Origin of the sequence: Sphingomonas natans, assembly GCF_030546695.1 — a bacterium.
GTDB lineage: Bacteria > Pseudomonadota > Alphaproteobacteria > Sphingomonadales > Sphingomonadaceae > Sphingomonas_I > Sphingomonas_I natans.
This window is the reverse complement of sequence record NZ_JAUOTP010000004.1, coordinates 214,721-230,106: the sequence shown is the minus strand read 5'-3', so window position 1 is coordinate 230,106 and position 15,386 is coordinate 214,721. Positions and strand designations below refer to the sequence as shown.

Annotated in this window: 15 protein-coding genes; 10 read left to right on the top strand and 5 right to left on the bottom strand. The window is 67.7% G+C overall.

Annotation, left to right across the window (positions count from 1 at the left end; genetic code table 11):
• The first annotated feature begins 69 nt into the window (after positions 1–69).
• The 8 genes from Q4F19_RS10665 (at position 70) to Q4F19_RS10630 (ending at position 7,193) form a co-directional block, all read left to right on the top strand.
• Positions 70–1,491, top strand: a complete 1,422-nt coding sequence (locus Q4F19_RS10665; RefSeq protein WP_303542364.1) for an MBOAT family O-acyltransferase — start codon at positions 70–72, stop codon at positions 1,489–1,491.
• Positions 1,492–1,643: 152 nt separating this feature from the next.
• On the top strand, positions 1,644–1,943 hold the full coding sequence (locus tag Q4F19_RS10660) for a hypothetical protein (RefSeq protein ID WP_303542363.1): 300 nt from the start codon (positions 1,644–1,646) through the stop codon (positions 1,941–1,943).
• A 63-nt stretch (positions 1,944–2,006) separates the two neighbouring features.
• Complete coding sequence (nadA, locus tag Q4F19_RS10655) at positions 2,007–3,026, top strand: quinolinate synthase NadA (RefSeq protein WP_303542362.1); 1,020 nt, start codon at positions 2,007–2,009, stop codon at positions 3,024–3,026.
• A gap of 145 nt (positions 3,027–3,171) precedes the next feature.
• Positions 3,172–4,011, top strand: a complete 840-nt coding sequence (gene nadC, locus Q4F19_RS10650; protein WP_303542360.1) for a carboxylating nicotinate-nucleotide diphosphorylase — start codon at positions 3,172–3,174, stop codon at positions 4,009–4,011.
• A 48-nt stretch (positions 4,012–4,059) separates the two neighbouring features.
• Positions 4,060–4,482, top strand: coding sequence for a hypothetical protein (locus Q4F19_RS10645; RefSeq protein WP_303542358.1), 423 nt, complete (start codon positions 4,060–4,062; stop codon positions 4,480–4,482).
• Complete coding sequence (locus Q4F19_RS10640; protein ID WP_303542356.1) at positions 4,479–5,189, top strand: ribonuclease T2 family protein; 711 nt, start codon at positions 4,479–4,481, stop codon at positions 5,187–5,189. The genes Q4F19_RS10645 and Q4F19_RS10640 overlap by 4 nt, the downstream gene beginning before the upstream one ends.
• Positions 5,190–5,232: 43 nt before the next feature.
• Entirely contained in the window at positions 5,233–6,096 is an 864-nt protein-coding gene (locus Q4F19_RS10635; RefSeq protein ID WP_303542354.1) for an oxygenase MpaB family protein, read from the top strand.
• 77 nt (positions 6,097–6,173) lie between these two features.
• Positions 6,174–7,193, top strand: coding sequence for a CorA family divalent cation transporter (locus Q4F19_RS10630; RefSeq protein ID WP_303542352.1), 1,020 nt, complete (start codon positions 6,174–6,176; stop codon positions 7,191–7,193).
• A gap of 28 nt (positions 7,194–7,221) precedes the next feature.
• Here Q4F19_RS10630 and Q4F19_RS10625 read toward each other — a convergent pair whose 3' ends face one another.
• Together Q4F19_RS10625 and purC are read right to left on the bottom strand one after the other, a co-directional pair.
• Entirely contained in the window at positions 7,222–7,590 is a 369-nt protein-coding gene (locus Q4F19_RS10625; RefSeq protein WP_303542350.1) for a hypothetical protein, read from the bottom strand.
• Positions 7,590–8,366, bottom strand: coding sequence for a phosphoribosylaminoimidazolesuccinocarboxamide synthase (gene purC, locus Q4F19_RS10620; RefSeq protein WP_303542348.1), 777 nt, complete (start codon positions 8,364–8,366; stop codon positions 7,590–7,592). Before purC ends, Q4F19_RS10625 begins: the two co-directional genes overlap by 1 nt.
• Positions 8,367–8,540: 174 nt before the next feature.
• Between purC and Q4F19_RS10615 the strand changes: the two genes are divergently transcribed.
• On the top strand, positions 8,541–10,184 hold the full coding sequence (locus Q4F19_RS10615; protein ID WP_303542346.1) for a M28 family metallopeptidase: 1,644 nt from the start codon (positions 8,541–8,543) through the stop codon (positions 10,182–10,184).
• Positions 10,185–11,011: 827 nt separating this feature from the next.
• Here Q4F19_RS10615 and Q4F19_RS10610 read toward each other — a convergent pair.
• On the bottom strand, positions 11,012–12,424 hold the full coding sequence (locus Q4F19_RS10610; RefSeq protein WP_303542343.1) for a hypothetical protein: 1,413 nt from the start codon (positions 12,422–12,424) through the stop codon (positions 11,012–11,014).
• A 53-nt stretch (positions 12,425–12,477) separates the two neighbouring features.
• On the opposite strand from Q4F19_RS10610, the gene Q4F19_RS10605 reads away from it, so the two are divergent.
• Positions 12,478–13,005 carry a hypothetical protein gene (locus Q4F19_RS10605; protein ID WP_303542340.1) on the top strand — a complete coding sequence of 176 codons (528 nt, stop codon included), beginning with the start codon at positions 12,478–12,480 and terminating at the stop codon, positions 13,003–13,005.
• Between the two features lie 37 nt (positions 13,006–13,042).
• Here Q4F19_RS10605 and Q4F19_RS10600 read toward each other — a convergent pair whose 3' ends face one another.
• Positions 13,043–15,112, bottom strand: a complete 2,070-nt coding sequence (locus Q4F19_RS10600) for a S46 family peptidase (protein ID WP_303542338.1) — start codon at positions 15,110–15,112, stop codon at positions 13,043–13,045.
• 64 nt (positions 15,113–15,176) lie between these two features.
• Positions 15,177–15,332, bottom strand: a complete 156-nt coding sequence (locus tag Q4F19_RS10595) for a hypothetical protein (RefSeq protein WP_303542336.1) — start codon at positions 15,330–15,332, stop codon at positions 15,177–15,179.
• Positions 15,333–15,386 lie beyond the last annotated feature (54 nt).

Here is a 15,386-nt window from a genome sequence, read left to right as displayed (position 1 = left end):
CTTCTCGACTTCGCTCGAAGCTGCTCGAACCGAACGGAAGGGCAAACGGCGCTGGGCAGTAGCCGCTAGATGCTGTTCCCGACGCTCACCTTCGGGCTCTTCTACCTCCTCGTCTTTTCGGTCACCTGGGCTGCGCGGGGATCGAACGAGTGGCGCAAGATCCTGCTGCTGCTCGCGAGCTGGGTGTTTTACGGCGCGTGGGACTGGCGCTTCGTCGCGCTGCTGATCGTCTCGGCCTTCCTGAACTGGGGCGCCGCGCGGCTGATCGAGCGGACCGGCGAAGAGGAAGAGGGTACGCGCAAGGCGATCATGCTTGTGGGCGTCGCCGCCAATCTCTGCATCCTCGGCGTCTTCAAATATTACGATTTCTTCCTCGAGCAGCTCGGCGCGATCCTAGCGGGGCTCGGCTTCGCGCGAGATATGCCGCTCATGCAGATCGTGCTGCCGGTGGGGGTGAGCTTCTTCACCTTCCAGGGGATGAGCTACCTCATCGACGTCTACAAGCGCCGCATCGCCGCCGAGCGGCTGCTCGACATCACCCTGCTCATGTCCTTTTTCCCACATCTCGTCGCGGGGCCGATCGTGCGCGGATCGGATCTGCTGCCGCAGTTCAAGCGCACGCCGGTGCTGACGCGCGACATGGCCACCATGGGGCTTGTGCTGATCGTGTGGGGCCTCTTCAAGAAGGCGGTCGTCGCCTCGGAGATCTCGACGAGCCTCGTCGATCCGGTCTTCTTCGATCCGGCCTCGCATTCGGCGATCGATCTGATCGCCGCGGCTTATGGCTATGCGGTCCAGATCTACTGCGATTTCTCGGCCTATAGCGACATGGCGATCGGGATCGCGGCCCTGCTCGGCTATCGCTTTCCGCTCAATTTCGACCAGCCCTATCGCGCGGCCTCGCTCCAGGAATTCTGGCGTCGCTGGCATATCAGCCTGTCGAGCTGGCTGCGCGATTATCTCTATATCGATGCGCTCGGCGGCAATCGGCGGGGCTTCGCGCGCCAGTGCGTCAATCTGCTCGCGACGATGCTGCTCGGCGGCTTGTGGCACGGCGCCAAATGGACCTTCGTCATCTGGGGCGGGCTGCACGGCGGTGTCCTCGCGCTGGAGCGGGTCTGGGCGCGCTTCCGCCCCGAAGGCGCTCCACGCATGCCGCGCGTGCTCGGCATCCTGATCACCTTCCACATCGTCGTGCTCGGCTGGATCTTCTTCCGCGCCGAAAGCTTCGGGCAGGCGACCGCCTATCTGGGCGGGCTGCTGGGCGGCGGAATGGCGGGCGCGGAGCTGGTCGTGACGCCGCTTGCGGTCGCGCTGATCGTGCTGGGCATGAGCTTCCATTTCGCGCCCGGCGATCTGGGGCAAAAGCTGGCGCTCAGGCTGCGCTGGTTGCCGGTGCCGGCTTTGGGAGCGCTGGTGGCGGTGGCGATCGTGATCGTCGATGCGATGCGCTTCGAGGGTGTTGCGCCGTTCATCTATTACCAGTTCTGATAATGGCTGCGCCAGACTCCTCCGTTCGGTTCGAGCAGCTTCGAGCTTGTCGAGAAGCGTCCGTCGAGAACCCTTCGCCAGCCTTCTCGACTTCGTTCTCGGCAAGCTCGAACTTCGCTCGAAACGAACGGATAGGTTAGAGGAAGTCGGACATGCCTCGCGAAACGCCCTCGCCGATCGATCTTCCCGCCGCGCCCGTCGACGCGCCCGGTCTCGGCTGGACGGCGGGCGTGCTCGCGGTGGCGGGCCTGCTCCTGCTTGTGCTCAACGCGGTCTCGCTGCGCGATTGGGCGAACGATCTGACGCCCAGCCCCGTCCAGGCGCGGCTGTCGGAAGCGGCCGAAGGCTGGCTGGATTTCACCGAAGTGGTCGGCGTCGGTCGGCCGCGCGCGTGGCTGCACGATCAATGGAAGAAAGCGGAGAATGCACGGTTCGGGGGGCCGCAGATCTGACCCGAGAATCTTCGACAAATCGCGCGCGCATCCCTATCTCGCGCGACGAGGAGAGACGCTGCCGTGAACGCACCCGTGACCAACCTTGCCGGGCTCGACCTGCGCGCCGAGATCGATCGGCTGCGCAAGGAGCGCAACGCCGTGATCCTCGCCCATTATTATCAGGTGCCCGAGATCCAGGATCTCGCCGATTTCGTCGGCGACAGCCTCGATCTCAGCAAGAAGGCCGCCGAGACCGACGCCGACGTCATCGCCTTTTGCGGCGTGCGCTTCATGGCCGAGGTCGCCAAGATCCTGTCGCCCGACAAGATCGTCGTGCTGCCTGACATGGCTGCCGGCTGCTCTCTCGAGGACAGCTGCCCGCCCGAGCAGTTCGCCACGTTCCGCGCCGCGCACCCGGACCATATCGCGCTCACCTACATCAACTGCTCGGCGGCGGTGAAGGCGCATTCGGACATCATCGTCACCTCGTCCTCGGCCGAGAAGATCCTCAGCCAGATCCCGATGGACCAGAAGATCATCTTCGCGCCGGACAAGAATCTGGGTGCTTATTTCAACCGCAAGACTGGGCGCGACATGCTGCTGTGGCCGGGCGCGTGCATCGTCCACGAGGCTTTCTCGGAGACCGAGCTGCTGAAGCTGAAGGCGCAATATCCCGACGCCCCGGTCGCCGCGCACCCCGAATGCCCGGCCTACATCCTCGACCATGCCGACCAGATCGGCTCGACGCGCGCGATCCTCGAATTCGCGCTCTCGTCGCCCGCGCAGACGATCATCGTTGCGACCGAGCCGCACATCATCCACCAGATGGAGAAGGCCGCACCGCACAAGAAATTCATCGGCGCGCCGGGCGCGGACGGGAACTGCAACTGCAACATGTGCCCGTATATGGCGATGAACAGCCTCGAGAAACTGTACCTCGCGCTGCGCGACCTGACGCCAAGGATCGAGATGGACGAGGCCACGCGGCTCGCCGCGAAGAGGCCGCTCGACCGGATGCTGGAGATGGCGAGCGCGAGCGTGGGGCAGGGCGATGTCGGCCGCCCGGTGCGGGTAACGGGGGACTGGATCGGGGCACCCTAACCCCGTTTGTGCTGAGCTTGTCGAAGCACCGTCCTTGTTCTGCCGTCCAAGTAGTAAGAACGGTCCTTCGACAAGCTCAGGACGAACGGAGAGACGGCGTTGTGCTGCGGGAGCGGCCACCCTTTGCGCAGTAAGGGAATCGGGTTTGCACATACACGGGTTCGATATCGACGCCTTCGTCGCCGCCACTCTGGCCGAGGATATGGGACCGTCGGGCGACATCACCGCCGCCGCCGTCATCCCCGCAGACGCGCGCTTTTCGGGCGTGATGGCGGCGCGCGAGGCGATCGCCGTCGCGGGCCTGCCGATTGCCGAGGCCTTCTTCCGCGCGCTCGACCCCGCCGTCGAGATCGAGACGCTCGCCGCCGAGGGCGATCGCGTCGCCGCCGCCACCGTGCTGATGCGCATCGCCGGCAACGCGCGCGCTTTGCTCACCGCCGAACGCTCGGCGCTCAATACCGTCCAGCATCTCTCCGGCGTCGCGACGCTGACCGCGTCCTATGTCGATGCGATCGCTGCTACGGGCGCGACCCTGCTCGACACGCGCAAGACGATCCCCGGGCTGCGCGCGCTCGAAAAATATGCGGTGCGGATGGGCGGCGGCGCCAATCATCGCATGGGGCTGTGGGATGCGGCGATGATCAAGGACAATCATGTCGCGGTCGCCGGCGGCGTCGGCCCCGCGACCGCGCGCGCGCGCGACGCAGGCATCGCGCGGATCATCGTCGAGGTCGACCGGATCGACCAGATCGAACCGGCCATCGCCAACGGCGCGACACATCTGCTGCTCGACAATATGGCGCCGCCGATGCTGGCCGAGGCGGTGGCGCTCGTCGCCGGACGCGTGCCGACCGAGGCGTCCGGCGGCGTTCGGCTCGACACGATCGGCGCGATCGCCGCGACGGGCGTCACCTATGTTTCGGTCGGGCGGCTGACCCAGTCGGCTCCCGCGGTCGATATCGGGCTCGATTTCGAGACGATCTGAGGCTTGTCGCCGGGGCGACCGCCGCTATCGTCGGCGGCTCGGGGGATTATGGTACGGCCTGCTTCCATCACGGTGTTCGAACGGCTCTGGATCGCGGCGCTCCTGCTCGGCGCGGTCAATATGGCGATCGCCTGGCCTGGGACTTTGGCCGTCTATCGCGCCGCGGGCTTGTTCAAGGCGCTAGGCATCGACGACCGGCTGGGCCTCGCGCTGATCGATGGGGTGAGCCTGTTGCTGCCGTTGGCCGTGCTGATCCTCGTCTCGCGCGCGGGCAGCCGGATCGCGTCCTGGGTTGCGCTCGCGCTCGCGGCCTGGGCCTTGGTCGTGATCGGACGGATGCTCGGCGAGCGCGACGCGGTGCCGGGGACGCGCGGCATGCTCGCGGCGATCTGCATCTTCCTCCAGGTCGCGGGCGCGCTGATGCTGCTGCGATCCGATGCGCGCGCCTGGATGAAGGGGACGAAAGAATGACGAGGCTCGGACTTGCGCTGGCAGTGGCCGCGTTGGCGCCGCTCGCATCGGCCATGGCCGCGCCGGTCTGCACGGTGCCGCCGCGCATCGCCGCGCCGGATATCGAAGGCGCGAGCGAGCGCGAGCCGAGCCGCGTCGTGCCCATCGGCAGCTACACGCTCTCGCTCATTTGGCTCGCCGAAAATTGTCGCAAGGGCGGCAGCAGCGGTGCTGGTGCGCTCGATTGCCGCGCAGGCGCAGGCAAGCGCGGTTTCGTGCTCCACGGGCTGTGGCCCGACGGAGAGGGCAAGACGTGGCCGCAGTGGTGCGCGCCGGCGGCGCCTCTGCCGCTAGCGACGCTGCGCGCGCATTATTGCGCGACGCCCTTGGCGCAACTCGCGCAGCACGAATGGGCCAAACACGGCACGTGCATGTCGGGCTATGATCCGGACCGCTATTTCGCCGAGTCGCGACGCCTGTTCGCCGGACTGCGCATGCCGAACCTGCGCGCGCTTTCGTATGGCGCGACGAGCACCGCCTCGATCCAGCGTGCCTTCGCCGCCGCCAATCGCGGCATGAGCACGGACATGGTCCGGCTCAACGTCAATCGTCAGGGCTGGCTGGAGGAAGTCTGGGTGTGCCTCGACAAGAGGCTGCGCTGGACCAGTTGTCCGGCGCCCGCCGGCGACCCAAGCGCACCCGTGAAGATCTGGCGCGGGCGCAACTGAGGCGGCGGTGGCGCCGGCGGCACGCCGTCCCCACATCAAACGGATGGAAAGTCTGCGCCGCGCGATACAGGATCAGGTCCACGGGCTCGTCGGCTTCGGATCGGGCGAACTCGATCTCGACCGGCCCCCGGGCGACGAAGGCCTGTTCGGGCCGCAATCTGCCTGCTGGCGCGTCCATGGCGATTTCACCTCGATGATGATCGGCGGCACTTCCGCGCTGCTGTTGCAGATGCTCCACCCGCTGGCGCTGGCGGGCGTGTGGGACCATTCGGATTTCGAGCGCGACCGCGCCGGCCGCCTGCGCCGTACCGCGCAGTTCGTCGCCGGCACGACCTATGGCGCGAAGGCGGAGGCCGAGCGGTTGATCGATCGAGTGCGCACGATCCACGATCGTGTTGCCGGCGTGCTGCCCGACGGCACGCCTTATTCGGCCAACGATCCGGAACTGCTGACCTGGGTGCATGTCGCGGAGGCGAGTTCGTTCCTCGCCGCTTACCTGCGCTACCGCGATTCGGCCTTCCCGGCCGCCGAGCAGGATCGTTATTATGACGAGACGGCGCTCGTCGCCGAGCGGCTCGGCGCGCGCGAGGTGCCGCGCTCGCGGCGCGCGGTCGAGACCTATCTCCAGGCCGTGCGCCCGCAGCTTCGCGCCGACGAACGCACGCGCGCGGTCGCCGCGGCTTTGCTCGATCAGCCGTCGCCGCATCCGCTGCTGCTTCCCGTCGGCAAGCTGCTAGCCGGCGCGGCGATCGACTTGCTGCCGGCCTGGGCGCGCGCGCTGCATCGCTACAGGATGCCGGAAATGGGACGGTCGCCGCTGCGGCTCGGCGTTCACGGCGTCGGCCGCGTGCTGCGCTGGGCGCTGACCGACGGCTCGGCGAAACGCGCGCAGGCGCGGCTCGCCTGATGTAAAAGCGCGATCCAGAGCAGCTTCGGGCGCGCGGGACTGCGTTCGGCGGCCACTTGCGCTAGAAGGGCGGCGACATGCGCCATCCGATCGATCTTGCGGGAGACGCCGGCTCCGAACCGGTGCCGATCGCGCTCGCGCTCGTGCAGCCCGGGATCATCTGGAGCTGCTGGAACGAGAATGACGCGCTCGTCCTGGATCATGTCGAGCCACCGCGCGAGGCGCCGTTCCGCTGGGTTCATCTCGATCTGTGCGATCGGCGGAGCGTGCGCTGGGTGACGCAGGAGGCGGGCTTGCCGGCGGACGCAGCCGCCCTTTTCGTCGAGATCGACACGCGGCCGCAGGGGCAGTGGCAGAATGACGCGCTGGTCTTGATCCTGCCCGATCTGGAACGCGATTTCGACGCCATCGAAACCGGCCGGATCGGCGCGCTCCGCGTCGCCTATCGGCCGGGCCTCATCGTCACGGGCCGCCATCGCCCGCTGAAGACGCCGGATACGCTGCGCGCGCAGCTCGCGGAGTCGGGGCCGCTGGACGGAGGGGCTGCGCTGGAGCTGATCTTCGCAGCGCTCGGCGATCTCGTCGGCGAGCGCACGCAGGTGATCCTCGCCGAGCAGCTCGCGCTGGAGGACCAGATCCTTGCCGACGAAGGCATGCCGGACACGCGCCTGCTCGTCGGCATGCGCCGCCTGTCGGCGCGGCTGCATCGCCTGACCGCGGGCATGCGGACGGCGATCCATCGGCTGGAAGGCGATGTGACGTTGCCGCCCGACCTCTCCGCCTTGATCGGCTGGCAGGGCGCGCGGCTCGGCGCGCTGGATCGCGACATCATCGCGGTCCAGAGCCAGCTTCGGCTCCTGCGCGACGAGCTGGATCTCCAAGCCGGCCAGCGCACGAACGAGAATGTCTATCTGCTGTCGATCGTGACCGCGTTGTTCGTACCGGCGACGCTCGTCACTGGCTTCTTCGGGATGAATACGGGCGGCCTGCCGTTCGCGCATGGCGCGGGAGGAACGCTGCTGGCCGCGATCGCCGGCGTGGCCTGTTCGGGCATCACCTGGCTGGCCCTGCGACGGATGGGGCTGATCCGCCGCTGACGCCGGAGATCGGGCGGGAGGGGGCGACTCAGACCGAGTCGGCGCTCGGCACGAGCACGCAGACGATCCCGCCATCCTTGGCGGGCAGCACGATCGGCTCGCCCGGCGGCAGGGAATCGATATTGGCCTTGGCCTCGGGCGGGAGGCCGATCGTGACGACGCCGCGCGCGCGATCGAACACATAGCCCTTCTTCTTGAGAACTGCCGCGACCGCATCCAGATTGTGGATCGGCTCCAGCTGCTTGACCGTCACCGGATCGAGCGTGCCGCGATAGGAGATCGCATCGCAGTTCAGGCTGACCGGCTCGACCTTGACGGCTTCGGGCGCGGGCGCAGCCTGCGCCGCCCCGGCGGCGATCAGCGCCCCCGCGAGCGCGAGCAGGCTACGCGCGCGCATCACTTGCCCCGGTTCTTGCGATGCTCGGCCATGTCGAGCACCGTATTCTCGCCTTCGGGCAGCAGGCCCAGCCGGCGCGCAATCTCCTGATAGGCCTCGACCTCGCCGCCCAGATCCTGGCGGAAGCGATCCTTGTCGAGCTTCTCGCCGGTCGTCATGTCCCACAACCGGCAGCCGTCCGGGCTGATCTCGTCGGCGAGGATGATCCGCGCATAATCATTGTCGTAGATTCGCCCGAATTCGAGCTTGAAATCCACGAGCCGGATGCCGACGCCGGCAAACAACCCGGTCAGGAAATCGTTGATGCGGATCGCCATGTCGGCGATGTCGTGCATCTCGTCCTGGCTGGCCCAGCCGAAGCAGGCGATATGCTCTTCGGAGACGATCGGATCGCCGAGCGCATCGTCCTTGTAATAATATTCGATGATCGTGCGCGGGAGCTGCAGGCCTTCCTCCAGCCCGAGCCGCTTGGCGATGCTGCCCGCGGCGACGTTGCGGATCACGACCTCGATCGGCACGATCTCGCACTGGCGGATCAACTGCTCGCGCATGTTGAGGCGGCGGATGAAGTGGGTCGGCACGCCGATATTGCCGAGCAATGTGAAGACATGCTCGGAAATCCGGTTGTTGAGCACGCCCTTGCCGCTGATCGTCCCCTTCTTCTGCGCGTTGAAGGCGGTCGCGTCGTCCTTGAAATACTGGATCAGGGTGCCGGGCTCCGGACCCTCGTACAGGATCTTGGCCTTGCCCTCGTAAATCTGGCGGCGACGCGTCATCAGGGCTCCTCACTGGACCGTAAACGAGAAGCGCCCCGCTCGCGACGTCGAAGAGCGGCGCGCGTGCGGGGCGGGACACGGCATATAGTGCAAGCCGCCGGGCACCGCAACGGAAGGGCTGGCCCCGGCGTATCTTGCCGGGCATGACGCCTGATCCCTTGAAGGAAGCCTGTTATGCGGTCGCTGGCCCTGTTTGCACTGATGTCCACGGCCGCCTCGGCGCAGGCGCCTGCCCAGATCAACCCGGCGCGGATGACGGGGATCGTCCGCGAGCTGACCTCGGCGCCCTATCAGGGACGTGGCCCCGGCACGCCGGGGGAGGAGCGGACGATCGGCTATCTGGCGCGGGAGTATCGCGCGCTGGGGCTAGAGCCGATCTCCGCCGACGGCAGCTATTTCCAGTCGGTGCCGCTCGTCCGCACGAAGCTCGCGCCGACGACGCAGGTGACGATCGACACGAACGCCGGGCCGGTGGCGCTGACCGAGGGGCAGGGCATCTACGTAAACACGGTGCGCGATGCGGATCGGGTGACGATCGCGAAAGCGCCGCTCGTCTTCGTCGGTTATGGCGTGACCGCACCCGAGCGCGCCTGGGACGATTTCAAGGGCGTCGATCTGAAGGGCAAGATCGCGGTGTTCCTCGTCAACGATCCCGATTTCGAGGCGGCGGCGGGCGAGGCCGTCGCGGGCAAGTTCGGCGGGCGGCGGATGACCTATTATGGCCGCTGGACCTACAAATATGACGAGGCCGCGCGGCGCGGCGCGATCGGCGCGCTGATCGTCCACGATACGGCGGGCGCAGGCTATGGCTGGGAGACGGTGCGCGCGCCCGGCGGCGAGAATTACGACATCGTCCGTCAGCCCGGCGATTATCGCGTCGCGCTGCAGGGCTGGCTGGAGGGCGCGGCCGCAACCGACCTGTTCAAGCGATCCGGGCTCGACCTGACGGCCCTTCGCATTGCCGCGCGGCGCGACGATTTCCGCCCGGTGCCGCTCCCCGGCGCCGCCTTGAGCGTGGATGCGCCGGTCGAGCTCAGCCATGTCGAGAGCCACAATGTGATCGGCCGGATCAAGGGCAGCGGGCATCCCGACGAGACGATCGTCTATGGCGCGCATTGGGACGCCTACGGCATCGGCGCGCCCGACGCGCAGGGCAAGACGGTGCGGCAGGGCGCGGGCGACGACGGCACCGGCGTCGCCGGCGTGCTGGAGCTCGCGCGCCTGTTCAGGGCCGGCCCCGCGCCTGACCGCAGCGTCGTCTTCGCGCTGTGGACGGCCGAGGAGCGCGGGCTGCTCGGCTCGGAGGCCTATGCCGCGCATCCGCTGTTTCCGGTCTCAGAGACGGTCGCGGTGCTGACGATGGACGTGCTGCAGACCGCCGGCCCGGCGAAGGACGTCGTCCTCGTCGGCAACGGCCAGAGCGAGCTGGAGGACATGCTCGCCGCCGCGGCTGCGAAGCAGGGCCGGCGGATCACCCCCGAGGCTTTGCCCGAGCGCGGCCTCTTCTACCGCGCCGACCATTTCTCGCTCGTCCGCCGCGGCGTGCCGGCTTTGCTGCTGATGGGGATGAGCGGGGGCCACGATCTGGCGAAGGGCGGCCGCAAGGCGGGCGACAAATGGCTCGCCGACTATATGAAATGCTACCACCAGCCGTGCGACGACTGGTCGCCCAAATGGGACCTGCGCGGCGCGGCGCAGGACGTGCAGCTCTTCTACGATATCGGCGCGAGCCTCGCGAACAGCCGAGCGTGGCCGGACTGGCGCGAGGGGAGCGAGTTCAAGGCGCTGCGGGCGAAGACGGCCGCGGCGCGGCGGTAGATACGTCGCCGGCGCTACGGCTGCGTCGGCGCCGACAGCGGCATTCCAGACCCGCCAACGATCCTCGATGAAGCGGCGGTGGGGTCGGATCGTGACGAAGGGCTGGACCCGATCGGAGTCCGGACTTCTCCGTATCTTGCGCGAGCGAAGTTGAGGAAGTTGAGGATTGCGTGCGTCCGGGCCTGAAGCGGGCCGTGCGGGCTTCTGGCGATAGGCCGACGATGAGAAAGAGCCGGCAAGAGGATAAGATGGGGGGCTCCTGTAGGACAGGCCTTTTGCGCCATGTGCGAACGGCAGCTTTCGCCCCAATCGCGGACTTATCCCTCAAACGCGGCGCCCCCGCTCCCGCGAAGCGGAGAGGGCTCGCTGAGCGTTCGCTCACACGATTGCCGCCGTTACCTCCCCTCCCTGAAAGGGAGGGGATTGAGGGGTGGGTTGCCGTCCGGCCGGGCGCATCGCTGGATGGCGACCCACCCCCAGCCCCTCCCTTCCAGGGAGGGGGGGCAATGACCGCCTCCCACCACAAGCCGTCATGACCTCCCTCCCTGGAAGGTAGGGGTTGGGGGTGGGTTGCTCGATCAGGCATGCGACGGCAATCTCGGATCATGCCGCGGATCGCGCCCGCGGCTGCTCTGGCGGCGGTTGCGCCATGTTGGGTCGCTTCGCACGCCAGTTGCCGGTCGATCGCTACATCCTAGAAAGATCGAGGCGGCCCGCGCATCGATCTCCAAGGAGGAGGGCCGGCCCGATGGCGCGGTCGAGGCCGAATTCGCCGCCTGTGGCGCCCGGATCGCCTGTCGGGCGAGGGCCGGGTCTTTCGGACCTGGTCAGCCTCGCCGCCGTACGCGATCAGGCCTTCCGGGCGTAGGAAATGGAGCGCTGGCGGCCGGTGCGCGCGATGTTCGTCCGGACGAGTTCCACGGCATCGGCTTTACGGCGATCGCCCCTGCCGCGAGGATCGCAGGCGAGAAAAAGAACGCATTGAGAGTCGCGTCGGCGAGCGCGAGCAGCACGATGATCGCCAGCGGCAGCGCTGCATCGCCTGCCAGCCGATCGCCCCATTCATGCAGGCGCGCAAATGTCGCGACGCAGGCAGCGAGGAGCGCGCCCCACGCCAGCAGCAGCCCGGCCAGGCCATATTGTCCGATCAGCAGCAGCATCTGCCCCCAGGGGCGCGTGCCGTAGGGCCGCCACCAATCCCAATGCCCGGTGCCGAGGATCGGGTGCGCGGCGATGCCCGCCAGCGTCTTGGTGTCCTGCGATACGCGCCAGAGGAATGAACCGCGCCCGATGCGCCGCATGGCGGCGAGCATCTGCTCTCCTGCCGCGCTGCGTGCGATCGACTGCAAGGGCAGGACGCCGGACAGATGCACCGCCGCGACGAGCAGCAGCAGAGCGCCCGCAATCACCGCGGCAGGAACGAAGATCGGCAACCGCCAGATGGCGACCAGCACGAGCGCCAGACACAATAACAGGATCGCGCCCGCCGATTGCGACGCGAGCGCGACCACGACGTTCACGATCGCCAGGATCAGCCAGTGCCGGTGCGCGCCGTGCCCATTGCGCCGCAGCCACACCGCGGCGAACGCGGCGATCGCGATCCAAAGGCCATAAAGATTGCCGTGTTCCAGAAATCCGATCGGGCGATAGCCCACATAGCGCTCGACGCCGTCGGCCCGATACGGATGCGGGCCGTAGACGAGCCCGTAAAGCATCGCCGGGCGAACCCCCTCGATGATCGCGATCGGCAGGGCCGCGAGCCCCGAGAGCGCGATCGCGCGGATCAGCGCAAGGCAGCTCTCCCGGTCCGCAAGCCAGACCCGGCCGATCAGCCACGGCAATCCCCACGTCCCTGAAACATACAGGAAGGCGAGCCAAGGGGAGGGATTAGCCGTTCCGCCGAGGCCGTTGACCAGCGGCCACAGGCACCACGCCGCCATCGGCAGATCGATCGCGGCGGGCCGCCAGGCGCGCAATCGGGTCGGCTCGCGCAGCGCGGCTCCGGCGAAGGCCACCAAGGGAGGGATCCATGCCTTGGTGAGCAGCAGATCGGATGGCAGCGCGATTCCGCTGACCCACCAGTGGAAGTCCGTCCCCGGCGGGCCGGCCGCATAGCGGGCGACCGGGAGCAGCCACCATCCACCGAGCAGCACGAGCAGGATCGCGGTGCGCGTCGGCGACCGTGCGAAGCACAATGCCGCGATCGGCACGAAGCAGAGATAGGCGAATATCACGGTCATCGCCCACTCCTTGCCGCGATCATGGCGCGGACGTATGCCTAAGCAGGTTGCCAATGCAGATCAATTCAACCCAAGCAGCCGGATTGCTGGCCTTCGTGCCGGCGGCATCGGCCGCCGCGCTCGCGTTCCGGGCGGCAGGGCCGGGCCGTCTTCGCGAGCGCCGCACCTGGGCTGTCATTGCCGCGATACACATGCTGTTCGCCGTCGAAGTCGTCGCGATGACGCGGCACCACATCGTCGGCGCGATCGACGCATGGCTGATCGGCGCGGGCCTTTATTCCGAGCGACGCCCCGCACAGGCCGTGATGCTGCTCGTCGTCGTCCTATCGGCCGCAGCGGCGATGTTCGCGGTCATGCGGCGCGCGACGACGCGCCGATCGTCGATCGCGGTCGGCGCGACCGCGGCACTCGCGACGCTGTTCCTGATCGAAAGCGTCTCCCTCCACGCGGTGGATGCGCTTCTGTATCATCCCGCGGGCCCCGTGCTGCTCATCGGCTGGCTTTGGCTCGTCTGCGGCTGGACGACCGTCGCCGCCGCGGGATCAGGCCGCGCATCCGGTTCTTCGATGCCCAAGGACTGAAACCGGCTGCACGGTCCTGATCCGGGACCTTATTCCCTCATTTCGCGTGCAGCTCCGCCAGCAGTCGCGGCGCGGGATAGATCTTGGTCAGCGCTTCCTCGACCGCCACGGTCGAGACCGACACGCTGCGGTTGAGCGTTCCGTCGAAGCCGAAATTGCCGCCGAGCGAGTGGATGTTGCCGTCGAACACCGCGCCGATCACCGCGCCCTTCGCATCGAGGATCGGCGAGCCCGAATTGCCGCCGATAATGTCGTTGTCGCTCGTGAAATCGACGACCTTCGTCTTGTCGATCCGGCCCTCGGCGGCGAGCACCTTCGGGGGCAGCTTGAACGGGTCCGCGCCCGTCGCGCGCTCGTACATGCCGGCGAACACCGTCGTCGGCTTCACCGTCACGCCCTGATAGGTCCAGCCCTTCACCGCGCCGTAGGACAGGCGCAGCGTGAAGGTCGCGTCGGGGTAGAGATCGGTGCCGAACGCGGCGAAGCGCGCGGTGGCGAGCTTCGACTGCGCGGCGGTGACCGGCGCCTCGATCTCGAAGCGGTAGCGATCCTTGATCGCGCGCGCGTCTCCATCATGGGCCAGCACATAGCGGATCAGCGGATCGTCCGAGGCCTGCACCGCCGCGAGTCCGCCCGAGAAGAGCGCGGCGCGCACCTTCGGATCGCCGAGCTTGGTGCCCGTCACCAGCCGGTGCGCGACCTGTTCGGGGCTTTCCTTGCCGAGCAGCGCCTTCACCGGCGGCGCGTCGGTCGTCAGCGCCTCGCGCGTCTTGGAGAGCCAGTAAGCGATGCTGATCTCTTCGAGCCAGGGATAGACTGGCTTGTCGTCGGTCAGCTGCTTCTCGAGCAGAGCCAGCTTGGAATCCTGGTATTCCGGAAGCCGCTCGGCATTGGGCTTGGCGCGCTCCTGCGCGGCGCGGACGATCGCGCGCGCATCGCCATAGAGATCGGAGAAGCCGCCCGCGCGCAGCTCCAGCCAATTGTACGGCTTGTAGATGTCGCGATAGCCGACCATCAGCTTGGCGAGATCGGTCCACGGATCGCCGATCTTCTGCGCGGTGGCGGGATCGGCGGCGACCTTCGCGCGCAGCTCCGCCTCGGTCTGCGCGAGCTTGCCCGCAAAGCCCGGATCGAGCAGCGCCTGCCACTGGCCGTAGCGCGCCTTGTAGCTATTTTCGATGCCGAACAGCAGATCCTGCCCGGTGCGCGTCTTCTCGGGATCGCCCGCCATCGCCGATATCAGCCGGCCGCGCATCTCGGACAGATAGAGTTCGAGCGCGGGGAGCGAGACGTCGCGCTGGAACGCCATCTGCGCCTGGGTCAGGAGGCGCTGGGTCGAACCGGGATTGCCGGTGATGAAGACGAGTTCGCCTTCCTTGGGCGCGCGCGCGGCCCAGGTCAGGTGCGCAGGCGTCGCGACCGGCTTGCCATTCTCGTAGAGGCGCAGGAAGGCCGCATCGAGATCGTAGCGCGGGAAATTGAAATTGTCGGGATCGCCGCCGAAGAAGGCCGCGTCGGCCTCGGGCGCGTAGACGAGCCGGACGTCCGTATATTTGCGATAGTGATAGAGCTTGTACTGGCCGCCGCCAAACAGGGTGACGACCTGGCAGCGTTCGGTCGCGGGATCGGTGCAGCCTTCCTTCTCGATCGCCGCCACCTCGCCGTCGCGGGCTTTGGCGAGCGCGGCGCCGGTGAGCGTGCCGATCGCCTTCTGGACGCGCGCGGTCGTGTCGGTGATGGCGGTGACGATCTCGGCCTGCTGACCTGCGCATTTGCGCTCGTCGGCGAGGGTCGCGGCGAGGAAGCCGCCGGCGATATAATCGGCCGTCCCGGTCGAGATCTGCTGGGCGCAATCGCGCACGCAATGATGGTTGGTGAGAACGAGGCCCTGCCCCGAGACGAGGCTGGACGAGCAGCCCCCGGTCAGCCGCAGCGAGGAGAGCCGCACGCGATCGAGCCAGGCCTGGTCGGGCGCGAAGCCGTAGGCGGCCTTCACCTTCGCGGACGGGAAGGCGTCGAAGGTCCACATGCCTTCGTCGGCGGAGGCGGCGGAGAGAGGGAGAGCGATGCCGGCGGCGAGCGCCACGGCGAAACGGATCGGCGTCATGGAAGTCCCCTGATCTTTATGACTGGGGTCTAGCCAGCGATCAGGGGACTGCCAAGTTGGCGGCTCAGCGCGGGGGCGTGAGCTGTGCGGGCTCGTTGGCCGGCCAGGCCTGATGCTCGCCCCACCAGCGCACGAACGCGCGGACGGCGGCGATCGGCGAGGCCAGAAGCGGCAGGGGTGCGATCGCGCGATGCGCGGCCAGACCTTCGAAATTCTTCATGTGATACATAGCTGTGTCTCCTTTCCGCGCCCCCGGTCGATCCGGTGACGCACG